At 62.2% G+C, this 23,831-nt stretch carries 18 protein-coding genes, 1 tRNA gene, 1 rRNA gene and 1 pseudogene; 16 read left to right on the top strand and 5 right to left on the bottom strand.

Annotation, left to right across the window (positions count from 1 at the left end):
• The first annotated feature begins 48 nt into the window (after nucleotides 1-48).
• The 7 genes from rrf (at nucleotide 49) to pgaD (ending at nucleotide 9,237) form a co-directional block, all read left to right on the top strand.
• A 5S ribosomal RNA gene (gene rrf, locus KI237_RS01100) occupies nucleotides 49-164 on the top strand.
• Nucleotides 165-338: 174 nt separating this feature from the next.
• Nucleotides 339-977: a hypothetical protein gene (locus tag KI237_RS01105; RefSeq protein ID WP_063323526.1), complete on the top strand. Its 639-nt coding sequence runs from the start codon at nucleotides 339-341 to the stop codon at nucleotides 975-977.
• Between the two features lie 158 nt (nucleotides 978-1,135).
• Nucleotides 1,136-2,641 carry a YdgA family protein gene (locus tag KI237_RS01110; RefSeq protein ID WP_212798436.1) on the top strand — a complete coding sequence of 502 codons (1,506 nt, stop codon included), beginning with the start codon at nucleotides 1,136-1,138 and terminating at the stop codon, nucleotides 2,639-2,641.
• A gap of 245 nt (nucleotides 2,642-2,886) precedes the next feature.
• A complete protein-coding gene (gene pgaA, locus KI237_RS01115; RefSeq protein WP_212798437.1) occupies nucleotides 2,887-5,367 on the top strand; it encodes a poly-beta-1,6 N-acetyl-D-glucosamine export porin PgaA in 2,481 nt (826 codons plus the stop codon).
• 12 nt (nucleotides 5,368-5,379) lie between these two features.
• Nucleotides 5,380-7,377, top strand: coding sequence for a poly-beta-1,6-N-acetyl-D-glucosamine N-deacetylase PgaB (gene pgaB / locus KI237_RS01120; RefSeq protein ID WP_212798438.1), 1,998 nt, complete (start codon nucleotides 5,380-5,382; stop codon nucleotides 7,375-7,377).
• A 1-nt stretch (nucleotide 7,378) separates the two neighbouring features.
• On the top strand, nucleotides 7,379-8,734 hold the full coding sequence (pgaC, locus tag KI237_RS01125) for a poly-beta-1,6-N-acetyl-D-glucosamine synthase (protein WP_060739781.1): 1,356 nt from the start codon (nucleotides 7,379-7,381) through the stop codon (nucleotides 8,732-8,734).
• Nucleotides 8,731-9,237, top strand: a complete 507-nt coding sequence (gene pgaD / locus KI237_RS01130; RefSeq protein WP_212798439.1) for a poly-beta-1,6-N-acetyl-D-glucosamine biosynthesis protein PgaD — start codon at nucleotides 8,731-8,733, stop codon at nucleotides 9,235-9,237. The genes pgaC and pgaD overlap by 4 nt, the downstream gene beginning before the upstream one ends.
• A gap of 80 nt (nucleotides 9,238-9,317) precedes the next feature.
• Here pgaD and KI237_RS01135 read toward each other — a convergent pair whose 3' ends face one another.
• A complete protein-coding gene (locus tag KI237_RS01135) occupies nucleotides 9,318-10,850 on the bottom strand; it encodes an FAD-dependent oxidoreductase (RefSeq protein ID WP_212798440.1) in 1,533 nt (510 codons plus the stop codon).
• A 139-nt stretch (nucleotides 10,851-10,989) separates the two neighbouring features.
• Between KI237_RS01135 and KI237_RS01140 the strand changes: the two genes are divergently transcribed.
• The 3 genes from KI237_RS01140 (at nucleotide 10,990) to KI237_RS01150 (ending at nucleotide 13,238) form a co-directional block, all read left to right on the top strand.
• Nucleotides 10,990-11,550: a YbhB/YbcL family Raf kinase inhibitor-like protein gene (locus KI237_RS01140; RefSeq protein WP_212798441.1), complete on the top strand. Its 561-nt coding sequence runs from the start codon at nucleotides 10,990-10,992 to the stop codon at nucleotides 11,548-11,550.
• A 161-nt stretch (nucleotides 11,551-11,711) separates the two neighbouring features.
• The gene (locus KI237_RS01145) at nucleotides 11,712-11,885 is read left to right on the top strand and encodes a hypothetical protein (RefSeq protein ID WP_018606597.1); all 174 of its coding nucleotides are present in this window, start codon (nucleotides 11,712-11,714) and stop codon (nucleotides 11,883-11,885) included.
• 39 nt (nucleotides 11,886-11,924) lie between these two features.
• Nucleotides 11,925-13,238: an MFS transporter gene (locus tag KI237_RS01150; RefSeq protein WP_212798442.1), complete on the top strand. Its 1,314-nt coding sequence runs from the start codon at nucleotides 11,925-11,927 to the stop codon at nucleotides 13,236-13,238.
• A gap of 245 nt (nucleotides 13,239-13,483) precedes the next feature.
• Here KI237_RS01150 and KI237_RS01155 read toward each other — a convergent pair whose 3' ends face one another.
• Together KI237_RS01155 and KI237_RS01160 are read right to left on the bottom strand one after the other, a co-directional pair.
• Nucleotides 13,484-14,071 carry a hypothetical protein gene (locus KI237_RS01155; protein ID WP_134922324.1) on the bottom strand — a complete coding sequence of 196 codons (588 nt, stop codon included), beginning with the start codon at nucleotides 14,069-14,071 and terminating at the stop codon, nucleotides 13,484-13,486.
• 10 nt (nucleotides 14,072-14,081) lie between these two features.
• Entirely contained in the window at nucleotides 14,082-14,693 is a 612-nt protein-coding gene (locus KI237_RS01160; RefSeq protein ID WP_134922325.1) for a hypothetical protein, read from the bottom strand.
• A 207-nt stretch (nucleotides 14,694-14,900) separates the two neighbouring features.
• Between KI237_RS01160 and KI237_RS01165 the strand changes: the two genes are divergently transcribed.
• The 3 genes from KI237_RS01165 to KI237_RS01175 all read left to right on the top strand — a co-directional run bounded on the left by KI237_RS01165 (nucleotide 14,901) and on the right by KI237_RS01175 (nucleotide 17,932).
• Nucleotides 14,901-16,574, top strand: a complete 1,674-nt coding sequence (locus KI237_RS01165) for a vWA domain-containing protein (protein ID WP_212798443.1) — start codon at nucleotides 14,901-14,903, stop codon at nucleotides 16,572-16,574.
• Nucleotides 16,575-16,745: 171 nt separating this feature from the next.
• Nucleotides 16,746-17,318, top strand: coding sequence for an RNA polymerase sigma factor (locus KI237_RS01170; protein ID WP_212798444.1), 573 nt, complete (start codon nucleotides 16,746-16,748; stop codon nucleotides 17,316-17,318).
• Nucleotides 17,315-17,932 (top strand): hypothetical protein, encoded by a 618-nt coding sequence (locus KI237_RS01175; protein ID WP_212798445.1) that lies wholly within the window; start codon nucleotides 17,315-17,317, stop codon nucleotides 17,930-17,932. Before KI237_RS01170 ends, KI237_RS01175 begins: the two co-directional genes overlap by 4 nt.
• 57 nt (nucleotides 17,933-17,989) lie before the next feature.
• Here KI237_RS01175 and KI237_RS01180 read toward each other — a convergent pair.
• A tRNA-Arg gene (locus KI237_RS01180) sits at nucleotides 17,990-18,066 on the bottom strand.
• Nucleotides 18,067-18,415: 349 nt separating this feature from the next.
• Here KI237_RS01180 and gabD point away from each other — a divergent pair.
• The 3 genes and pseudogenes from gabD (at nucleotide 18,416) to KI237_RS30695 (ending at nucleotide 22,663) form a co-directional block, all read left to right on the top strand.
• Nucleotides 18,416-19,858: an NADP-dependent succinate-semialdehyde dehydrogenase gene (gabD, locus tag KI237_RS01185; protein ID WP_212798446.1), complete on the top strand. Its 1,443-nt coding sequence runs from the start codon at nucleotides 18,416-18,418 to the stop codon at nucleotides 19,856-19,858.
• 171 nt (nucleotides 19,859-20,029) lie between these two features.
• Entirely contained in the window at nucleotides 20,030-21,307 is a 1,278-nt protein-coding gene (gene gabT, locus KI237_RS01190) for a 4-aminobutyrate--2-oxoglutarate transaminase (RefSeq protein WP_212798447.1), read from the top strand.
• A 139-nt stretch (nucleotides 21,308-21,446) separates the two neighbouring features.
• Nucleotides 21,447-22,663 (top strand): annotated as a pseudogene (locus KI237_RS30695) (HDOD domain-containing protein).
• Nucleotides 22,664-22,803: 140 nt separating this feature from the next.
• Here KI237_RS30695 and KI237_RS01200 read toward each other — a convergent pair.
• The gene (locus KI237_RS01200; protein WP_212798448.1) at nucleotides 22,804-23,793 is read right to left on the bottom strand and encodes a GGDEF domain-containing protein; all 990 of its coding nucleotides are present in this window, start codon (nucleotides 23,791-23,793) and stop codon (nucleotides 22,804-22,806) included.
• Between the last annotated feature and the right edge of the window lie 38 nt (nucleotides 23,794-23,831).

Here is a 23,831-nt window from a genome sequence, read left to right on the forward strand (position 1 = left end):
ATCGATTTTACCGAGACGTTGTTGTTGAACGGCTCGGTCACAGAATTTCTTGACGACCATAGAGCATTGGAACCACCTGATCCCATCCCGAACTCAGTAGTGAAACGATGCATCGCCGATGGTAGTGTGGGGTTTCCCCATGTGAGAGTAGGTCATCGTCAAGATTGAATTCCCAGAACCCCTGTCTGCCTCAGCAGCCAGGGGTTTTGTCGTTTTGGGCCGGTAATCGGATCGAGCCCAATGCCCCGGCAAACCCCCTGCGCCGTTGCTATGCTGTGAGAGTCGGGCCCTGGCGACCAAAAAGGCCCGCGACGTCACTGGTCATGGGGATTCCAATAATGAAAAACCCTTATGCTCCCGGCTTCTGGTGCGCCATTGCGGCCTTGCTGCTGCTTTCGGCCACTTATTTCTATGGCGTCATGCTGACTCACCAGATCGACAAAGCCCTGTTGTTCCTCGATAGCGCCGCGGCGTTGATCGGCGTGATATCTATTGCAATCGTGGCCTGGGCATCGCTTCAGGGGCAGCGCATCAAGAAAAAACACCTCGAACAAGGCAAGACACTGGTGCTGATTTGGGACACCAAGGTTGCCCTGCGACGTGTCGAAACGGTGTTTGACCGTTATTTCTGGGGCAGTTATTGGCAGCCTGGCCGCACGTTCCAGGAAGTCATGGGGGAGCTCACCGGAACCCCGCTGGAAAAAAGCCTGGAAGCCCTGAAAACCCAATGTGCTGCCCTGGACAAGCAAGTCACCCAGGACGGCTGGCATTGGCTCAACAACGCCCGAGAGTTGTGTGACGTGGCTAACGCCATGGCCCGTGAGCGCTATCAACTGGACTTCTGCGATTCACGCGCAGACTCATCATCGGGCGCGGCAGTGATCAATCGCGATTTTGAAGTGCTGGTGTACACCTGGACGGCCCGTCTCAAGACTTTCGACCATCAGCTCGACGAGATCGAAGTCCAATATTCGTAGACCACCTCGCAAGAAAACGTTTTTACCCCTTTAAACATTGGGCCCGCAAGGGTGCCTGATGGTAATCTCCCCTCCTCTTTTACGGCGTCGAGCCACACCCTTTGCGGGTCAGGGAAGGCGACGGCTTTGTTCAACCATGGATATCGATCGGGTCACTCATGAATAAATCAGCAAGCATACTTCTGGGAATCGTTGTGGCTGTCGGTGCTGTCAGCGCAGGCGGCGCCTGGTACACCGGGACCAAACTCGAAGGCGTGTTGACGAACGCTATTGCCGATAGCAACAAGCAGATGCAGACAGCCTTGGCCGGGTCTAACAGCACCGCCACCCTGGAGCTGGTCTCCATGGACCGTGGGACGTTCAGCAGCACCGCCCACTACCGCCTCAAGGGCGAGGGCGAGATCTTCGGTGGCGAGCCGGTTGAGCTGCTCTTCGTCGACCAGATCGAGCACGGACCACTGCCATTTTCGCGCTTGATAACGCTCAAATGGCTGCCGGTCATGGCCACCAGTCACACCGCGCTTGAGCGCAATCCGCTGACTGACAAGTGGTTTGCCGCCACCAAGGATCAATCGCCGCTCAAAGGTGTAGTCAACCTGGGTTACGACCAATCCATCAATGGCACCTACGAGCTGCTGCCCGTGGATACCAAGCTGGATGAGCAATCCCAGCTCACTTTCTCCGGTCTTAAAATCGACTTGGCCGCCAGCGCCCAGGCCCAGAAGGTCAAGGCCGACGGCTACATGGACAGCTTCAAGCTGACCACCGTTGCCGAAGACCAGACGCGGGTGCAGGTTGAGCTGAACGGCCTGACATTGGCCAGCAACCTGAGCAAAAGCTCCTACGGTTACTACATGGGTGACAACACCCTGCTGATGAGCAGCACCAAGGCCACTTTTGGTGAGCCCAAGTCGGTGCTGGGCCTGAAGAACTTCGAGATGAAGAACAGCAGCACCGAAAGCGGTACCAGCGCTTCGGGGCGTGCCGATTACAAGATCGGTGAGTTGTCGTTCAACGACAAGACCATTGGTTCGGCGCAGATGGCAGTCAGCCTGAAGAACCTGGACATCCCGGCCACCATGTCGCTGATGCAGATTTACCAGACCAAGCTGCAACCCTACGAAAAAGCGGCTGCCGAGGCCGCAGCTGCCGGTGAGCCGGCGCCAGAGCTGAGCCTGACCGAAGCTGAAGAAGCGCAGGTCAAGGCTGATCTGGAGAAACTCCTGGCCGGCGCCCCGCAAGTGGCGTTGGAAAACCTGTCGTTCAGCACCGCCAATGGTGAGAGCCGCGCCAACCTGATCGTTGATCTGGCCAAGCCGCAGTCCATGGACCTGCCACCGGATGAATTGGGCCGTCAGTTGCTCGCCCTGCTGGATTTCAACGTCAAGGTTTCCAAGCCGATGCTGGTGGACCTGATGACCGTGCAGGCACAGATGGAAGGCCAGACGGATGCCAAGTTGATCGCCGATCAGGCCACGGCCACCAGCGATATGTTCAGCGCCATGGCGGTCGGTTCGGAACTGGCAACGCTTGAAGGCAACGATGTTGTCACCAAGCTGCACTACGCCAACAATCAGGTCGATTTCAACGGCCAGAAGATGACCGTCGAGCAATTCACGGCATTCGTGATGAGCAAGCTGGGTGGTGGCGTCGCCGTCCAGTAACGCGTTCGGCAACACCCCAAACCCGGCCCGTGCATGACGCATGGGCCGGGTTTTTTTACGCCTGTCGATCAGCCCTGCGCCGAAATCTGTAGCGATTCTGAAGAATTGTGGCGTTCCTGAAGATGACCCGCCTGAGAGTGCAAGACTAGGCCCATTAGAGCTTGGCTGGATTCCTTTGATCCGGCTTCCTGTTTGATGGGCAAGGGGGCACTGCGACCCGGCTGGCCATGTAAGGATGCTGACGAATGCCGCGTACTGTGGGTCCTTTTATTCAACGTGGTTTACGCCCGTTGTTTCGCGTCGCGCTGTGCAGCCAATTGTGCTGGCCGATGCTGGCGTTTGCCGATACCGCCTATGACCAAATGGTGCTCGACGCCCGTGCAGGCCATTACACGCCTGCGCTGACCGCGTTGCGCCAGGTGCCGGCTGGCCAGGCCAGCACTGCGCAGATCAGCGACCACCTGCAGATCGCCAGTTGGGCCGGCCTCGACGCCGAGGTGGTGACGGTCTATGAGACCCAGGGCCGCAATCGAGTGCTGCCTGTCCAGGCGCTGACCGCTACGGCTCGCGCCTATCGAAACCTCAAGCGTTGGGATCCGGCGGCCGAGCTGTACCGCCAGGCCTTGGTGATTGATCCCCAGAACCCCGACCTGCAACTCGGCCTGGCCTTGACCCAGGCCGATGGCGGTCAGCCCGACGAAGCCGTCACCCGCGCCAAGGCCATGGTCGCCGCCAAACCGACAGACCCAATGCGTCGACTGGCGCTGGGTTATGCCCTGACCCGCGCCAACAACCCCCACGAAGCGCTGTTCGAATACGACCAGGCCTTCACCCGCGCGGGCAACAGCCCAGAGATTGCACGCGAATACATCTATGCCCTCCAACGCGCGCGGCTGCCCGAGCCGGCGCTGCGCCTGGCACGTCTGCAGCCGGGGCTGATCGATCGTGGTGTGCAGCGCCGCCTGGAAGGCGACGTAGCCGCCGAACGGGTGCGTCTGGCGGACATGACCAGTCGCGGTGAGCAGGAACGCTTCGTCATTGCCGACCGCGCCCTGGCCGACTACGACAAGCTGCTCGCCACCTGGACTCCGGTGGCCGAGGCCCATGACGACGTACTCCGTTGGCGCATCGATCGCATGGGCGCTCTCAATGCCCGCGCCCGTCGCGCTGAAGTGATTGCCCAATACCAGAAGCTGATCGCAGAGGGCGTGAGCATTCCTACCTATGCCCTGCGTTGGGTGGCTTCTTCCTATCTGGAACAACGTGAACCGGAAATCGCCGTCGGGCTGTACCGCCAGATACTGGCGGCGCCGGATGCCGATCCTGCGGAGCGCTTTGAGGACAGCACTGCGCTCTACTACGCGTTGCTGGAAAGTGAAAAATCCGAAGAGGCCCGTGCACTGGCTGAGGACATGGCGAAAGCCCAGCACCCGCGCATCGAACTCAAGGGCTTGCCGATCGGCAACCCCAACGATGAGTGGATGGACGCCCAGCAACTCGCCGCCCAGGCAGGCACTTATGGCGCCGACCTGCCTTCTGCCGAAGCGCGCCTGGACACCCTGGTCAGCCAAGGCCCCGGCAACACCGGCATGCGCCTGGCCCAGGCCGATCTGTACCAGGCCCGTGACTGGCCGCGCCGTTCGGAAAACCTGCTCAAGGAAGTCGAGGCCACGATCCCGCGCAACCCTGACCTGGAAATCGCCCAGGCCCGCGCAGCCATGGATTTGCAGGAATGGCGGCAGATGGATGCACTGACCGACGACGTGGTCGCCCGCTATCCGGAAAACGCCCATGTCAAACGCCTGCAACGCCAGCGCGACGTACACGACATGGCCGAACTGCGTATCGAGGCCTACACCGGCAAGAGCTATGGCGGTGGCAACGGTGATGCCGGGGCAGTGACCGGCAGCCGGGACTTTGGCATCGAAACCCTGCTCTACAGCCCGCCCATCGATGAAGACTGGCGGCTGTTCGGCGGTGCCGGCTACGCCACCGGTGATTTCGAGGAAGGCACCGGCCATCACCGCTGGCAGCGCCTGGGCGTGGAGCGTCGCACCCGGGACATGACGCTGGAGGCCGAGGTCTCCAATCATTCCTATGGCTCCGGCGACAAGCAAGGTGCGCGCCTGGCCGTGGCCCGGGACATCGACGATCACTGGCAGTACGGCGGCAGCCTGGATTATCTCTCGGCCAATACCCCGTTGCGGGCGCTCAACAGCGGCATTCGCTCTAACGGCGGTAGCGGTTTCGTACGCTGGCGGGCCAATGAAAGCCGCGAGTGGCGACTGGCTGTCAGCCCGTCCCATTTCAGCGATGGCAACAACCGCCTCGAAACCCAACTGACCGGTCGCGAAGGCATCTACAGCACACCGCGCGTGCAAGTGGAGCTGGGTCTGGACGTGGGTGCCAGCCGTAACAGCGGCTCCAACGAAGTGCCCTATTTCAATCCGAAATCGGACTTCAGCGTCATGCCGACCGTGAGCGTCAATCACGTGTTGCACCGCCGCTACGAGACCACGTGGAGCCAGCAGTTCCAGGTCGGTGCCGGTACCTACAGCCAGCGAGACTACAACACAGCGGCCGTGGGATTGCTCAGCTACGGCCAGCGTTTCATCTGGAACGACGTGCTGGAGGCCGGTGCGGCGCTGAGCTGGCTCAACCGCCCCTACGACGGCGATCGCGAAAGCGATCTGCGCCTGCTTGTCGACCTCACTTATCGCTTCTAGAAGAGTTTGAAGATGCCTGTCATTTCGCGATTCATCCTTCTGCTGGGGGTCTTGCTGATCAGCGCTTGTGCCCAGCAAGCCCCGGCGTTTACGCCGCCCTCACAGCGCCCGCTGGCGGCCAATGACGCCCCGTGGCCGAAGAACCATGTGCTGGGCATCGCCTACCACGATGTCGACGACCGCGACCCGGACCAGGCGCTGGTCGCCGTGCGTACCGAACGCCTGATCGAACAACTGGCGTGGCTGCGGGAAAACAACTACCAGCCGGTCACGGTGGATCAGATCATCACGGCCCGCAATGGCGGCCCGCAACTGCCACCGCGTGCGGTGCTGTTGAGTTTCGACGACGGCTACGCAAGCTTCTACACCCGCGTCATGCCCATCCTGCGTGCCTATAACTGGCCGGCGATCCTCGCCCCGGTCGGCAGTTGGGTGGATACACCGCTCAATCAAACGGTGGATTTCGCCGGGATGCCGCGCAAGCGTTCCGAGTTCCTGACCTGGGAACAGATTCGCGAGGTCTCCAAATCGGGCCTGGTGGAAATCGCCGCCCACACCGACGCCAACCACAAAGGCGTGCTCGCCAACCCGCAAGGCAACCAGCAACCCGCCGCGACCACCCGGCGCTACGACCCCGCCACTGGTGGCTATGAGACCGAGGCCGATTTCCAGGCTCGCTTGCGCATGGACGTGGCGGCCATTTCCGAGAAAATCCGCAAGGTCACCGGCTACAGCCCCCGCGTCTGGGTCTGGCCTTATGGGGAAGCCGACGGCACCGCGTTGCAGGTGATTGGCAGTGAGGGCTATCAGATGGCCCTGACCCTGGAGGACGGACTCGACAGCCTGGACAACCTGATGAGCGGCCCACGCTTTTTGGTGGCGTCCGATCCAGATGGGGCCCATTTCGCCGAAAGCATCGTGTCGGTGCAGACGATTGACCCGATGCGCGTGGTGCATGTCGACCTGGATTACGTCTACGACCCGGACCCGGTGCAGCAGGAGGCCAATGTCGGCAAGTTGGTCCAGCGCATTTCCGACCTGGGCGCCAACACGGTGTTCCTGCAAGCCTTTGCCGATCCCCAAGGCGACGGTCTCGTGCGTTCGTTGTACTTCCCCAACCGTCACCTGCCGGTACGCGCCGACCTGTTCGACCGGGTTGCCTGGCAGTTGCGCACCCGGGCCAATGCCAAGGTCTATGCCTGGATGCCGGTGCTCAGTTTCGCCCTGGACGCCAAGCTGCCACGGGTACAGCGTTGGGATCCGAAAACCGGCAAGACTGACGTCGCCCCGGACCAGTACGTGCGCTTGTCGCCGTTCGACCCGAACGTGCGCAAGGTCATCGGCGAGATCTACGAAGACCTGGCACGGATGAGCTCGTTGGATGGCGTCTTGTATCATGATGACGCGGTGTTCTCCGACTTCGAGGATGCCAGCCCTGCGGCCCTGAAAGTCTATGCCGCCAACGGCCTGCCGACGTCCATCGCTACCCTGCGTGACGACCCTGCGGCGATGCAACGCTGGACCCGCTTCAAGAGTCGCTACCTGATCGACTTCACCCACGAGCTCACCGCCAAGGTTCGGGCCATTCGCGGCCCACAGGTGCTGACGGCGCGCAACATTTTTGCCGAGCCGATGCTCAACCCGGAAAGCGAAGCCTGGTTCGCCCAGAACCTCGACGATTTCCTCGGCGCCTATGACTGGACCGCCCCGATGGCCATGCCGTTGATGGAAAAACAGACCCTCGCGCAATCGGGTCCATGGCTGGAGCGCCTGGCCCAGACCGTCAAGTCCCGGCCCGGAGCCCTCAAGCGCACGGTGTTCGAATTGCAGGCCCGTGACTGGGACAGCCAACCGGCTGCCGACATCGACGGCAAACGGCTGGCCGACTGGATGGGGCGTCTCAAGCGCCAAGGCGTGACCAGTTTCGGCTACTACCCGGACAACTTCATCGAAGACCAGCCCGCTGTGAAAACCGTGCGGCCGGCGCTCTCCAACAAGTGGAATCCTTGACATGCTCGACAGACTGCTCGCCCTGCTGGTGCTGGCGATCGTCCTTGGGGTGCCCCTGGGCCTGATTTTCCTGGTCACCGGACAATTCCTGATGGACTTCGTGTTCTTTTACCCGCTGTTCATGTCCGGGCTGTGGATCGCCGGCGGCTTGTATTTCTGGCTGCACTGGGAGCGCCACTGGCCCTGGAAGGACGACACCTTGCCACCGCCCCTGGCCGGCGAGCCGTTGATCAGCATCCTGATCCCGTGCTTCAACGAAGGCGATAACGTCGCCGACACCATTCACGCGGCGTTGGGCCAGCATTACCCGAACATCGAAGTCATCGCCATCAACGACGGCTCGAAGGACAACACGGCCCAGATGCTCGATCAGTTGGCGGCTGAAGACCCGCGCCTGCGCGTCCTGCACCTGGCAGAAAACCAGGGCAAGGCCGTGGCCCTGCGCATGGGCGCCATCGCGGCGCGCAGCGAATACCTGGTGTGCATCGACGGTGACGCGCTGCTGGCGCCGAACACCTGTGCCTATCTGGTGGCGCCTATGCTGGACAACGCCCGCCTCGGCGCGGTGACCGGCAACCCGCGGATTCGCACCCGCTCGACGCTGATAGGCCGGGTCCAGGTTGGCGAGTTCTCCTCGATCATCGGCTTGATCAAGCGCACCCAACGGGTGTTCGGGCGGATCTTCACCGTGTCCGGCGTGATCGTCGCGTTCCGGCGCACCGCCCTGCACCGGGTTGGCTATTGGAGCCCGGACATGATCACCGAAGACATCGACATCAGTTGGAAGCTGCAACTGGATCACTGGAGCATCTTCTACGAGCCGCGCGCGCTGTGCTGGATCCTTATGCCCGAAACCCTGCGCGGCCTGTGGCGGCAACGGCTGCGCTGGGCCCAGGGTGGCGCGGAAGTGTTGTTCAAGAACATTCGTGGCATCTGGCAATACCGCCACCGCTACCTGTGGCCGCTGTTGTTCGAATATTGCCTGTCCACCGGTTGGGCGTTCACGTTCCTGCTGTCGGTGATTTTCTGGGGCGCCGGTAAGTTCGTCGAGATGCCGGCGGCCATCGCGGTCGATCACCTCATGCCGCCAGCCTTCACCGGTCTGTTGCTGGCGGTGGTGTGTCTGCTGCAGTTCGCCGTGAGCATCCTGATTGATCGGCGCTACGAAAAAGGCCTGTGGCACATCATGTTCTGGGTGGTCTGGTACCCGTTGGTGTTCTGGCTGATCAGCCTCTTCACCACCCTGGTGAGTTTTCCAAAAGTGCTGTTCGGGCAGCATCAGAAGCGTGCGCGCTGGATCAGTCCGGATCGCGGTATCAAGCCGTTCGATGATCAGGAAGAGGAAGTGATCCGATGAAAATTGTCAGGACCCGGCAACGGCCTTTTCTAGTGGTCATCGATGTGTTTTTTACCGTGCTGGCGTGGGTGGGGCTGTTGTATCTGCTGGTCAATGGGTTGTGGCCGCTGTTTGCGAGCCAGGCCGGTCCGCGCCCGGGAGGGTCTCTGTTCGATACCCTGGGAACCTTGCAGGTCTATGGCTGGATCGCGTTGGTCAACGCGGTGCTGTTGATTACCTGGGCGCGTTACCAACAGCGCAAAAGCCGCCGCTTCGCCCAGCGCCGGTCGCCGGCCCCGGTAGTGAATGACCAGGGCTTGAGCGCCAGTTTCAAGTTGACCGACGAGCGCCTGGACACGCTGCGCCAGCCCGGCTCGAAGACTATTCACAACAACCAGGACGGTGATATCAGCCACGTCGTGCCGCACTTCCACTTGCTCAGCCCCGACTTGCAGCCACCGCCGCTGGCGCCAATGGAGCGGCCCTGCGTGATTCACCTGCCAGCCGATCAGTCCGTACATTGATGCCATACTGAGGTCGACTGACTCACCGCTATCGCGAGCAAGCTCGCTCCCACAGGGGATTTGGTGGAGGTGGGACAGAGCTACGACGAGAAGTCCCGGATCAGCCGCCATGCCTCGTCCACCGGCAACGGTTGTTTCATGCGTTGGGCCAGCGCCGCCATGGCCCGCCCCTCATCACAGGCCACTGCGGCGGCAACGAGGCCGTCCTTGCCCAGCAGGGCAATAAAGGGCGGATGCTCGGGCGTGCCCTTGAATTCCACCTCGTCCCAATGTTCGGCGTGGCCAAGATAGTCGTAGCGTTTGCCAAAGTGATAGGTCCAGAAAAACGGCACGTCCAGATAGTGCTCGTCGCCGCCGAGCATGTTCGCAGCGGCAATGCGGGCCTGTTGCTGGGCCAGGCGCCAGTGCTCGATGCGCAGGGGCTGGCCGTTCAGGGGAAAGGTGGCGATATCACCGACGGCCCATAAACCATCAGTCACTCGCATGCCCGCGTCAACGGACAGTGACTCGTCCTGTTCCCGTGGCAATCCGGCGAAGGGCTCGGTGGCCGGGCGCACGCCGACGCCGATGATCACCAGGTCCGCGGCAACGCGCTGGCCGTTGTCCAGCACCACGGCTTCGACCTTGCCCGCCCCCTCGATCTGCGCCGCTTCGCTGTCGGTGCGGTACACCACACCATTGGCCCGGTGTCTGGCCAGGATGGCCTGGCCAACGCTCTGGCTCAATTGTGCGGCGAACGGCACCGGATGCCGGGCCAGGACGGTGACGTCCAGTTCGCGCTTGCGCAGGGACGAGGCGACTTCCATGGCGATGAAACTGTCGCCGATGATCACCGCCTGTTGGCCTGCCCGGGCCGTGTCGAGAATCTGCCGGGCGTGGGCGATCGAACGCAGTACGAAGACTTGCGGCAAGTCGACGCCCGGCAGGGCTGGCACCTTGGGTACTGCGCCAGTGGCGATGAGCGCGGCGTCGTAGTCCAGGCGTCGGCCATCGGCGAGTTGGATGTGCCGAGTATCGGGGTCCAAATGGGTGACCTCGCCGTGGAGCCTTTCGATGCGTTGCTGGGTGAAATAAGTTTCATCGCGCAGCGGCGCTGTCTCGTTGACCGCCATGTCGCCGGCCAACACATACTTGCTCAGCACCGTACGGTCGTAGCCGGCTTCGGCTTCGCGGTCGATCATCAGGATTCGCCCGCCAAAACCCTTCTCGCGCAACGCCGCCGCGCCAGCCGTGCCGGCGGCACCGGCGCCGATGATGACAAAGGTGCGCGCGTCATCGGCCGGCGGGACTTTATCGGTTGGCAGGGGTTGATCGTCGACCCAGACGTCACCGTCCCGGACCTCGACGTGATAGCGCGCCAGGCTGTCGAGGGCCGGTGGTTCACACAGGGCGCCATCTTCAGCCCGGAACGCCGCCTTGTGCCACGGGCAAATCAGCCTTCCATGGCACACCGCGCCCTTGGCCAGTGGTGCGCCGGCATGCGGGCATTTGCCCTGGAAGGCGCGCACCCGGTCGCCGGAGCGCAACAGCAGGATGGACGTGTCGTCGATTTTGACTTCTAGGCCGCGGTCTTCACGAACGTCGGCGAAACGGGCGACTTGATGCACAGACATGCTCATTCTCCGGCAGGCGTTTCTCTTTGGAGTCGCAGGGCCGGAACGAGTTTCAGCATAATTGTCACTGCAACCTTGGCGAAGCAGCGGCTATAGTTCGCAAGCCGTCCATGGCCAGACACGCACAAGGTGCCCCGGTATGACCCGATTGAACTCCCTCTCCCCTTGGCTGGCGGCCGTCGCCCTGGTGCTGTGCGCACAAGGAGCTGTCCAGGCCGAGGAGCGTTTTACCCTCAGCATCCCCGGCGTGTCGGACGACCGCCTCTTCACGGCGGCAGCAGCCAGTGATGCCAACACCTGTGGTGGCAAGAACATTTCTCCGGCCTTGAGCTGGAACGCCGGCCCGCCCGGCACCCTCAGCTACGCCATCGTCATGTTGGACCCGGACGGTCAAAGGGGCCAAGGTGTCGACCACTGGATCCACTACGGTATCAAGGCCACCACGCGGCAGATTCCGGCGGGCGCCGGTACCAAGTCTTCGTTGGAAGGCATGAGCGGTATCAACAGCAAGAACACCCACGGCTACATCGGTCCTTGTCCGCCTATCGGCGACAGCGCTCACCACTACCTGATCCAGCTTTTCGCCCTGGACCTGCCGCCGGAAGCCCTGCCAGCTGATCTCACTCGTGCCCAACTGATGGAAAAAATCAAAGGCCACGTCCTGCGCAACAGCAGCGTAGTGCGCCGCTACCACCGCTGACCCAAGACAACACAACCCCTGTTTAATCCGGGATATGGTCTACACCTTGTGGCGAGGGACTTTGCTCGCGCTGGGCTGCGAAGCGGCCCCCCATAAAATTGGCATCACGCGCCAAAAGCGAGCACTATCGAACCCCTGTTCACTCATGCCGGAGGATGGCGATGACGCAGAAACCCGACGGCATCGCCCGCCTTCTGAACTGCCCCACCAAGGGCGATGAGATACGCCGGGCCATCGCCCAGAGCCGCAAGGATTTCCTGCCTGTCGACGAGGCCGAAGACGCCGAGCCAGGCCAGCCACCGGTTCAACCGGTGGACCATGATCGCGACGACTGAGCCGTCGTCCTCTCTCAAACTTATTGTTCAAATCTGCCTATGACTGCCACCACTGTTCTACCCGGTGACCGATTCCGCCGATCCGATTACAAGACCCTGGGCCTGGCCGCCTTGGGAGGTGCGCTGGAGATCTACGATTTCATCATCTTCGTCTTCTTCGCCCTGACCCTCAGCCAGTTGTTCTTCCCGCCACAAATGCCTGATTGGCTGCGCTTGCTGCAAAGCTTCGGGATTTTCGCCACCGGCTACCTGGCCCGGCCCCTGGGCGGCATTCTCATGGCGCACTTCGCCGATCGCCTGGGACGCAAGCGCGTGTTCAGCCTGAGCATCCTGATGATGGCCTTGCCGTGCCTGCTCATCGGGGTGATGCCGACCTACGCGCAAATCGGTTATTTCGCCCCGTTGCTGTTGCTGGCACTGCGTATCCTGCAGGGCGCGGCGGTGGGCGGCGAGGTGCCCAGCGCCTGGGTGTTCGTGGCCGAACATGCGCCACTGCATCATCGCGGCTATGCCTTGGGTTTCCTCCAGGCCGGCCTGACCTTCGGCTACTTGCTGGGCGCCTTGACCGCAACAGCGCTGGCGCGGATCTACACGCCGGCAGAGATTCTCGATTACGCCTGGCGCCTGCCGTTCCTGCTCGGTGGGGTCTTCGGCGTGATTGGCGTCTGGTTGCGTCGCTGGCTGAGTGAAACGCCGATCTTCATGGCCCTGCAAGCCAATCGCGAGGGTGCTGCGGAACTGCCGTTGCGCACCGTCCTGCGCGACCACCGCCAGGCTTTGCTGCCGGCTGCGATCCTGACCTGCGTGCTGACCTCTGCCGTGGTGGTGTTCGTGGTCATCACCCCGACCGTTATGCAGAAAAGCTTCGGCATGACCCCCAGCCACACCTTCGCCCTGAGCAGCCTGGGTATCGTGTTCCTGAACATCGGCTGTGTCCTGGCCGGCCTCATCGTCGACCGCATCGGCGCCTGGCGCACCGTCATGCTCTACAGCCTGCTGCTGCCGGTGGGCATCGCCGTGCTCTACGCCAGCCTGATCAGTGGAGGCGCCTGGCTGGGCCTGGCCTACGCCGTGGCCGGCCTGGGTTGCGGCGTGGTGGGTGCGGTGCCTTCGGTGATGGTCAGCCTGTTCCCGCCGAAGATCCGCGTGTCCGGCATCTCGCTCACCTACAACATCGCCTATGCGTTGTGGGCGAGCATGACGCCGTTGATGCTGATTGCATTGGTGCCGTGGAGCCCATGGGTGTGCGTGGCGTATTGCGGTGTGATGGGGGCGGTGGGCGTGGCTGCGGCGGCGTATTTTCCAAGGCGACATGGTAAGGCTGCGCAGCCGTCATTGGCCTGTGAGTCCTGATCCGGCCTGTCAAAGGCGCTGATGGGCAGCGCCAACGGCTGGTAATCGGCCAGCAGGGCGCAGACGGTTCCCTGGCGAACATCGGCAGCGAACAACCACTGCGGTGAAAGCGAAACGCCCGGACCCGAAAGCGCCATCCCGACTGACCGGGCTGGCGCTCCAGTGCGAAGCACTCATGTAAGGGCCGCTTCACAGCCCAGCGGGAGCAAGCGCCCTCGCCACAATGACTTCGACTGGCGGGGCAGTTACAGCAACCGCCGCTGTACAGCCTCTTCCAACGTGCTGCGCGTCAGGGCTTGCACCACGTCACGGGTGTCCTGCTGGAACGGAATGCCAAAAATCAGTACCAGATGCATCCAGGTTCGCACCGACTCACTCTTCTGCACGCGCCCCAGTTCCTTGCCGTCCTTGTCCTTGAACACCGTTTCGAGGGTAAAGGTGTTCTCGGCCGTGGAGGGGATCACGAAAAATGTCGCGCCGGTGATGATGGCCGAGGCCATGCTGAACTGTTCGTTGTTGCTCAAGGTGGCTTCGGCGTAGATGTCCGACTCGACCTTGTCGGTGCTGACCCGCGCGAAGCGCCCGGAATCGCGGAACGTCTCGGCCACGGACGTTTCCCATGCGGTGGCCTGGGCGCCCGAAGCGGCCACGGCCGGGCCGCTGTTGACCTGGTTCTGCGCGGTGGTGCGCAGGAAGGCGCTGGGTTTGGCGGCGGGCGTGGCGGCGGCCGGTGGCCAGGTCTTCACGTCAGGTAATTCGTGTTGCGAGTAGGACACGCAGCCGGTCAGCAGGACGGCGGCCAGCACCAGGCTGTGTTTGATGAAACCCATCATGTGTTGCTCCTTATTGTTTGGCCAGGCGTGCGGTGGCGGTGTCCAGCAGCTGTGCGACCAACTGGTTCATTTGCTGGGCACCCATGGTTGGCGCCCAATATTCGCGGCCATACAGGCCAACATTGCGCTCCAGCTTGACCTCTTCCTTGGCCGCAGCCAGTTCCTTGCCGTCGCGGTCGACGATCACCAGATTGCCGGCGACGTCGAAACTGTCGACATAGATAGGGCCGTTAACCCAGATCCAGACCGTCAGCGTCAGCAACGCGCCAGGGAAGTAGCCCGGGTGCGGGGCGCGATGACCTTTGAGGGACGTCATGTTGAACTTGAGCAACACATCGTTCTCGCCCAGGCGTGTCGGGTATTCGGTGACCTGCTTGAAGTAGCCGCCGGTTTGCACGTACTGATTGAGCTGGGCCGTGAGCGAGCGGCTGATGGCCGTGCGCGTGGCATCGTTGACATCGGGGGCAGTCACGGCGACATCGGCGATTTGTGCGATACGCGGGCTGCTGACGGGAGCCGGGTGTTGCGGAGCGCCCACTGGGCCGGTGACGGTGTAGGACACGCAGCCGGTCATCGACAGGGTGGCGATGAGGGCAGTGGCCTTGAGAAGTGTTTTGAACACGGAATGTCCTTATAGGGTTGATGGCACTTTAGTGTCTCGACTTGGGGGCCGGTAACTTGAGGGAAAACCAGAACGGTATCAAGGGGCTGGAGAGGAAAATGGCGAGGCCTGTCAGCCGCCGGAAAATAATTTCAACCGGTTAACCCGAACCGTGAGTGCGTTGCGTCTGAGCTTGTGTACGAATCATTCACTCACGAGGTTCAGTCCATGTCCCGTCCACTCCCCTTTATGCGTCCTGCTGCCCAGGGCTTCGCCGTGACTTTGCTGGTGGCGTTGGCCGGTTGTGGGTTGTCTTCCCGAGAGGCTGCCAGGCCGTCCGAACCGGTGGCCGTGGCGCCCAGCGTCGTACCGCAAGGCGAGCTCACCGAAGTGCGCCAGTCGACGGTCAAGCGCATGCTCATGAAGCCGGCATCGATGCCCGCCCCGAGCGTGGCGAGCGATGCCATCGCCGCAGGTTACCGCGACGAATCGCGTGAGCAGTACGAAAAACTGCCGGATAACCCGATCCACAGCGTTGCCGAAACGCCGGTCTCGACCTTCAGCGTGGATGTCGACACCGGCAGCTATGCCAATGTGCGCCGTTTGCTCAATCAAGGCAGCCTGCCGCCCGAAGGGGCCGTGCGACTGGAGGAAATGGTCAACTACTTTCCTTACCACTACGCCCTGCCCACCGACGGTTCGCCCTTTGGCGTGACCACCGAGGTGGCCCCATCGCCGTGGAACCCCCACACCCGCTTGCTGCGCATCGGCATCAAGGCCAGCGACCGTGCCGTGGCGGATCTGGCGCCGGCCAACCTGGTATTCCTGGTGGACGTATCCGGTTCCATGGACCGTCGCGAAGGGCTGCCGCTGGTCAAGAGCACGCTGAAACTGCTGGTGGACCAATTGCGCGATCAGGATCGGGTGTCCCTGGTGGTCTATGCCGGTGAATCCCGGGTGGTGCTCAAGCCCACCTCGGGGCGCGACAAGGTGAAAATCCGCAACGCCATCGACCAACTCGATGCCGGTGGTTCAACCGCAGGGGCGTCGGGTATCGAACTGGCCTATCAAATGGCTCGGGAAAGCTTTATCGACAAGGGCATCAACCGCATCCTGCTGGCCACCGATGGCGACTTCAACGTCGGCGTCAGTGATTTCGACAGTCTCAAGCAGATGGCGGTGGATCAGCGTAAAAGCGGCGTCTCCCTGACGACGCTGGGCTTCGGTGTGGATAACTACAATGAACACCTGATGGAGCAATTGGCCGATGCGGGTGACGGTAACTATGCCTACATCGACAACCTGCTCGAAGCGCGCAAGGTGTTGGTGGACCAGCTCAGCTCAACCCTGGCGGTGGTGGCGCGGGATGTGAAGTTGCAGGTGGAGTTCAACCCCGCCCAAGTCAGCGAATATCGCCTGTTGGGGTATGAGAACCGCGCACTCAAGCGTGAGGATTTCAACAACGACAAGGTCGATGCGGGTGAGATCGGTGCCGGGCATACGGTGACGGCCTTGTATGAAATTGTCCCCAAGGGCCAGCCGGGCTGGTTGGAGCCGCTGCGTTATGCCAGCACGCCCCAGTCGGAGGGTAAATCAGGCGAATTGGCGATGTTGCGCGTACGCTACAAACCCGCTGAGGGCGGTAGCAGCCGATTGATCGAGCATCCCATTGCGGGCGTGCAGAACGACGACAAGCCTAGCGATGACCTGCGTTTCTCCGCCGCCGTGGCGGCCTTCGCCCAGCAGCTCAAGGGGGATGGGCGTTACACTGGAACGATGAGCTTGAAGGACACTGCACAATTGGCCCGCTCGGCCCGAGGTGACGACCCGTTTGGCTTGCGCGGCGAGTTTGTGCAGTTGGTGGAGCTTGCCCAGAGCCTCGAGCCTGCGCCCAAACGCTGATCCTGGCCACAGCGGGGATCAGAATGTAGGAGCGAGCTTGCTCGCGATGGCGTCGGATCAGTCAATGATGAGCATGACCGGTCCACCGCTATCGCGAGCAAGCTCGCACACAAGGTTCCCTTGTTGTCTGCCAGACTGTGTGCAATGACCGGAAAGGAGTTCGTCACCTACATGCCCGCTGCGCTTGATTCTCCCAGCGACGAATCGCTGCTGGCCCGCTACCGCAACGGCGACGGGGCTTCTTTTGAAGTCCTCTACGCGCGCCATCGGCAAGGGCTTTACCGTTTCCTGGTGTCCTTGAGCAACAAAGCCGAATTGGCCGAGGAGGTTTTCCAGGAGACTTGGCTCAGCCTGATTCGCAGCACCACCCAGCCACAAGGCCGGGCGAGTTTTCGTACCTGGCTGTTCCAGATTGCCCGCAACCGCTTGATCGATAACTGGCGCAAACACGGGGTCCACACCCCGTTGCATGACAGTTACGACGAGCAGCTTCACGTCCAGCCCGACGACACCGGCAGCCCTGAGCAACAGTTGAGCTTGAGCCGCGATCAGGCCCGTCTCGACGCCGCGTTGCAGGCCTTGCCCGAGGATCAGCGGGAGGTCTTCCTGCTGCGCCTGCACGGCGACCTGGAGCTGCCGCAGATCGCCGCCTTGACCGGCGCTCCGCTGGAAACGGTCAAAAGCCGCTTGCGTTACGCCCAGCAGAAATTGCAGCGACTGCTGGCCGAGGAGGTACCTGCATGATTGATTCCAAACACACTCCGGATCCCGACGACGAAATGCTGATCGAGCATTTTCGCCAACACGCCAGTGCCGAGCCGCCGGCCTCCCTGGACGCCTTCATCCTGGCCACCGCCCGCCGTGAAGCCCCGACGCCGACGCCAGGCCTGTGGTCGCGCTGGCTGCAAGCCTGCCAACGGCCGCGTTGGCAAATGGCATTCGCCACGGTCGCCGGTGTGGCGCTGATGATCGGCCTGGTGCTGCGTTCGCCCGTGCCCCATGACGAGCTGTCCTCACCCGCCTCGATGGAGTTTTCCGCCGATCGGCAAGCACCCGCCGTTGCCGCGGCACCGCCGCCGGCCATGCCCGCCCCAGCCCCGATCACCCGCATGGAGCTCCAGGGCGAACTGACCCGTGACCCGGTAAGCCCGATGCAATCCTTGGCGCAAAAGCCTGCGGCGAAAATGAGCAAATCCGCGCCGGCAGCCTTGCCATCGCTGGAGCAAAGCCTGATGGAAATCCTGCGGTTGCGCGAAGCGGGTGAGGGCAAGGCCGCTGATGAGAAGTTACTGGCGTTGCACGAGCGTTTTCCCAAGGAAGACCTGCCGGCGCGGTTGGAGGCGTTGCAAAAGCGTTGAGTGAGCGCCCACAAAAAAGCCCCAGGCCTTGCGACCTGGGGCTTTTGATTCTGAAGATGGTGCACCAGGCGGGATTCGAACCCACGACCCCTGCCTTCGGAGGGCAGTACTCTATCCAGCTGAGCTACTGGTGCAACGCGGGCGCCATGATACTCATATGCGTGGCGGGCGTCCATGCTACTGAATCGCCTGCGTTTTCATGCGGTTCTGCGGCTCTTGGCTACGCTGATCAGAAAAAGCGGGCAAATTCGGCTTTTTCGTTCTTTTTTTCGAACAGCCTATTGTCCTTCACCCCTATCGGCCCTAGGATTCGTTTGAGATTTCAAACGCTCTTGTCTGGGTGCTGAACCGCACGTCTGTGCTTATGTGCGTTATTTCTGTGCTTCAGCCCGGTGAATGATTTCCCTGACGGCAGCCCTTGAGGCGCCTTTCTACAAATCTAATTCGCTCCGCGCGTGCGCGGTGCTGTTAAGGAAAGCCGACATGCAGCTTAAAGACACCCAGTTGTTCCGCCAGCAAGCCTTTATCGATGGCGCTTGGGTCGATGCGGACAATGGTCAGACAATCAAGGTCACCAACCCGGCGACGGGCGAAGTGCTGGGCACCGTGCCGAAGATGGGCGCTGCCGAAACCCGTCGGGCGATTGAAGCCGCCGACAAGGCACTGCCGGCCTGGCGTGCGCTGACCGCCAAGGAGCGCGCCAACAAGCTGCGCCGCTGGTACGAATTGCTGATCGAAAACCAGGACGACCTCGGTCGCCTGATGACCCTGGAACAAGGCAAGCCCCTGGCCGAAGCCAAGGGCGAAATCGTCTACGCCGCCTCGTTCATCGAATGGTTCGCCGAAGAAGCCAAGCGCATCTACGGTGACGTGATTCCCGGCCACCAGCCCGACAAGCGCCTGATCGTGATCAAGCAGCCGATCGGCGTGACCGCGGCCATTACCCCGTGGAACTTCCCGGCCGCGATGATCACCCGCAAGGCTGGCCCGGCCCTGGCTGCCGGTTGCACCATGGTCATCAAGCCAGCTTCGCAAACTCCGTTCTCGGCCCTGGCCCTGGTGGAACTGGCGCACCGTGCCGGCATCCCGCAAGGCGTGTTGAGCGTCGTTACCGGCAGCGCCGGCGACATTGGTGGCGAGCTGACCAGCAACCCGATCGTGCGTAAGCTGTCCTTCACCGGCTCGACCGAGATCGGTCGCCAGTTGATGGCCGAATGTGCGAAGGACATCAAGAAAGTTTCCCTGGAACTGGGCGGCAACGCGCCGTTCATCGTGTTCGACGACGCGGACCTGGATAAGGCCGTCGAAGGCGCGATCATTTCCAAATACCGCAACAACGGCCAGACCTGCGTCTGCGCCAACCGTCTGTACATCCAGGATTCGGTGTACGACGCGTTTGCCGAAAAACTCAAGGCAGCGGTCGCCAAGCTCAAGATCGGCAACGGTCTGGACGATGGCACCACCACCGGTCCCTTGATCGATGGCAAAGCGGTCGCCAAGGTGCAGGAACATATCGCCGATGCTGTCAGCAAGGGCGCGACCGTGCTGACGGGCGGCAAGGCGATGGAAGGCAACTTCTTCGAGCCGACCATTCTGACCAACGTACCGAAAAACGCGGCCGTGGCGAAGGAAGAAACCTTCGGCCCGCTGGCGCCGCTGTTCCGTTTCAAAGACGAAGCTGAAGTGATCGCGATGTCCAACGACACCGAGTTCGGCCTGGCCTCGTATTTCTATGCCCGCGACCTGGGCCGTGTGTTCCGTGTGGCCGAGGCCCTGGAATACGGCATGGTCGGCGTCAACACCGGGTTGATTTCCAACGAAGTCGCGCCATTCGGCGGCATCAAGGCTTCGGGCCTGGGCCGTGAAGGCTCCAAGTACGGCATCGAGGATTACCTGGAAATCAAATACCTCTGCCTGGGTATCTGATCGGCTTCAAGCGCAAAGGGCACGAGAGCGCTGTCCCTTTGCATGTTTCACCCGTTCTGTTTCTTGTGGCCGGAACGCTGTGGCAGTCGATCATCGCATGCTGTCGCAGTTGCCTCCCCGCCATGTACTCCTTGGACCACGCCGACCGATGAGCGGCGAATGAGGACTTTAATGAGCAAGACTAACGCTGACTTGATGGCCCGCCGTACCGCCGCTGTTCCCCGTGGCGTCGGCCAGATTCACCCGATCTTCGCCGAATCGGCGAAGAACGCCACGGTAACCGACGTCGAGGGGCGTGAATTCATCGACTTCGCCGGCGGCATCGCCGTACTGAACACCGGCCACGTGCACCCGAAAATCATCGCCGCCGTGACCGCACAGTTGAACAAGCTGACCCACACCTGCTTCCAGGTCCTGGCCTATGAGCCGTACGTGGAACTGTGCGAAAAAATCAACGCCAAGGTGCCGGGTGATTTCGCCAAGAAAACCCTGCTGGTGACCACCGGTTCGGAAGCGGTGGAAAACGCCGTGAAAATCGCCCGCGCCGCCACGGGCCGTGCTGGTGTGATTGCCTTCACCGGCGCTTACCACGGTCGCACCATGATGACCTTGGGCCTGACCGGTAAAGTCGTGCCGTACTCGGCCGGCATGGGCTTGATGCCCGGCGGTATCTTCCGCGCGTTGTACCCGAACGAACTGCACGGCGTGAGCATCGACGATTCCATCGCCAGCATCGAGCGCATCTTCAAGAACGACGCCGAGCCGCGTGACATCGCGGCAATCATCATCGAGCCGGTGCAGGGCGAGGGTGGTTTCTACGTAGCGCCCAAGGCATTCATGCAGCGCCTGCGCGCCCTGTGCGACCAGCACGGCATCCTGCTGATCGCTGACGAAGTACAGACCGGCGCCGGTCGTACCGGCACCTTCTTCGCCATGGAGCAGATGGGCGTTGCCGCCGACCTGACCACCTTCGCCAAATCCATTGCCGGCGGCTTCCCGTTGGCCGGTGTGTGCGGCAAGGCCGAGTACATGGATGCTATCGCGCCGGGTGGCCTGGGCGGCACCTATGCCGGTAGCCCGATCGCCTGTGCGGCGGCACTGGCGGTGATGGAAGTGTTCGAAGAAGAACACCTGCTCGATCGCTGCAAGGCCGTGGGCGAACGTCTGGTGACCGGCCTCAAGGCTATCCAGAAGAAGTATCCGGTGATCGGTGAAGTGCGTGCCCTGGGCGCGATGATCGCCGTGGAGCTGTTCGAAAACGGCGACTCCCACAAGCCCAATGCCGCGGCGGTAGCTCAGGTCGTGGCCAAGGCGCGCGACAAGGGTCTGATCCTGCTGTCCTGCGGCACCTACGGCAACGTTCTGCGGGTGCTGGTGCCGCTGACTGCGCCGGACGAGCAAATGGATAAAGGCCTGGCGATCATCGAAGAGTGCTTCTCCGAGCTCTGAGCCCGGGTTGTGCGCTGATCCACAAAAACCCGCCTGTTGGCGGGTTTTTTCATGTCCGCGAGCCCGCTAGCTGGATTTTGAGCTGTCTGGAACGGTCGCCAGCGTCTAAGGTGCAAGTATGGCAAGGGAGCAATGCTGCATGACTGCTGTGGATTTACCTGCTGTACCCCGTGTGTTGATCGCCGAGGCCGATCCGGCGGCCCGTGAGCTGCTCGAACAGGTGTTGTCGGGTGTGCGCTGTGATGCCCGGGTGGACACGTGCGAGGAGGGCCGGCAGGCGCTGGATTTGCTGGCGAGCCAGCCCTATGACCTGGTGATCGCCGATTGGGAGCTGCCGGGAGTCGATGGCTTGGCGATCTTGCGTGGCCTTCGCCAGCAGCATCGCAGCCCGCCGTTGCCGTTCATCCTGATGAGTCGGCGCAACGACAGCGCCAGCGTGCGCGAGGTCTTGCCGCTGGCGCCGACTGCCTATTTGACCAAGCCCCTGAACCGGGAGAACCTGACCCAGCGTTTGCAGGGGTTGTTAGTGGGCGGCGGTGAAGAAACCTCCAACGAGGCGCCGATCCCTGGGCCGGGCCTGACCTTGCCGACCTTCCTGGAACGTCGGCGTGACCTGTCCGAGGGCGCGCCCTTGATGGCCGATGTGCATGTGGCGATCAAGCGCAGCCTCAACCCCGGCGGCCTTGACCTGAAGCTGCTCGAAGAAGAAATCCGCACCGACCCGCAGATCACCGCGGTGCTGATCGCTGCAGCCAACGGCGCTGCCCAGCATCAGGGCGGTGGCCCGGTACAGACCGTGGCCCAGGCGCTGCACCAGCTCGGCACCGGGCAAAGCATGAACCTGATCCTCGGCCTGACCCTCAAGCGCTGCGCCCGGCTCAGCGTTCCGTGCCTGGCGGACTACGCCGAGCGTTACTGGGAGCTGTCGCTGCACACGGCCGAATACGCCCGGACGATGGCGCGGTTGCTGGACCTGGAGCCGGAGCGCTGTTATTGCGCCGGATTATTGCATCGCTTGGGCGACCTGGCGTTGTTGCGCTGCCTGGAAGAGTGGAAACAGGCCGGCGGCGAGCTCGACGAGCCAGAGGAAGTCGGCGACTCGCTGGACATGTTCGGCGCCAGTTTCGGCTCGGCGTTACGTGCCCGCTGGCGTCTGCCGTTGGAACTGCGGGAGTTGATTGCGGCGGTCTATAGCCTGGGGGCGGGGTGTATTCGCGAGAAGCCTTGGTGATGAACATGGCGGCGCAGATGGCGCACCTGCCCGCGCATGAAGGCCTTGAAGAACTGGCCCGTGGCCGCACGGCGCGGTTGCTGAAGATCGGCTTGCCGGAGTTGACGCGGTTGCGCCGTAAATAAAGCCGTCGCCCACCCCTGTGGGAGCGAGCTTGCTCGCGATGGCGGCATGACTGTCGCCTCGGCATTGAATGTCAGGGCCTCATCGCGAGCAAGCTCGCTCCCACAGGGTAAGTGATGCCTTTGGATTCTCTGCGATTGCGTCAAGCCGCAATGATGCGGTTCTTCCCCTTGCGCTTGGCTTCGTACATGGCTGCGTCGGCACGGGCGAACAGGCTGTCGAGGCTCTGGTCGTCGGCGGTGATGCTGGTCAGGCCCTGGCTGACGGTAATGCCGAAGCTCTGTTCACCGCAGCGGAACATCAGGCGCTGGATTTCCCGTTGCAACCGCTCGGCCACTTGCAATGCCATGTCGGGGGCGCAGCCGGGGAATACTGCGGCGAACTCTTCGCCACCGATCCGCCCGAACAGGTCGCCGCGACGGAGCACGGACCGCCCACTTTCGGCGATTCTCTGTAACACGGTATCGCCTTCCTGATGGCCGTAGGTGTCATTGATCACCTTGAAGTCATCGATGTCCAGCAACAGGAACGCCATGGGCATCTCTTGTAGCCGTGCCTGCTCGAACTCACGGTGGGCGCATTCGAAGAAATGCCGGCGATTGCTGCTCTGGGTCAGCACGTCGGTGGTCGCCAGGCGCTGCAGTTCGCTTTCCAGCAGCTTCTTTTCGGTGATGTCTTCGGCAATGCCCACCACAATCACCGGTTGCCCTGGCTCGGCCTTGCGGTTGATGAAGCATTTGTCGCTCAGCCAGCGGATCTGGCCGTTGCCGGCGATGATGCGGTATTCACGGTCTTCGACGGCGCCTTTGACCAATACCTCGGCCAGGCTGCGCTCGGCGTACTCCAGGTCGTCGGGGTAGATTGCGTCGCGCCATTCGTTGAAGTCAGCCAGGACCAGGCCTGCCGGGCGGCCGAAGATCCGCTCGTAGGCGGGGCTGACATACAGCACCTGCCGGGTTTCCCAGTTGAAGGCCCACAGCACGGCATTGACGCTGACCAGCAACGAGCTGAACAGCTGCTCACGTTCGCTCAGGCGCGCCACTTCGCCCTGGGCATGCATCAGCGCCATGAGCGTCTGGGCTGCCTCGGGCCATTGAGGTAGGGAGTAATCCTGTAGGTTCTTGTCGACCATCGGCACAAATCTCAAAGAGCATGCACTGCTGTTGGTTC

The sequence above is a fragment of the Pseudomonas sp. St316 genome (assembly GCF_018325905.1).
Lineage (GTDB): Bacteria > Pseudomonadota > Gammaproteobacteria > Pseudomonadales > Pseudomonadaceae > Aquipseudomonas.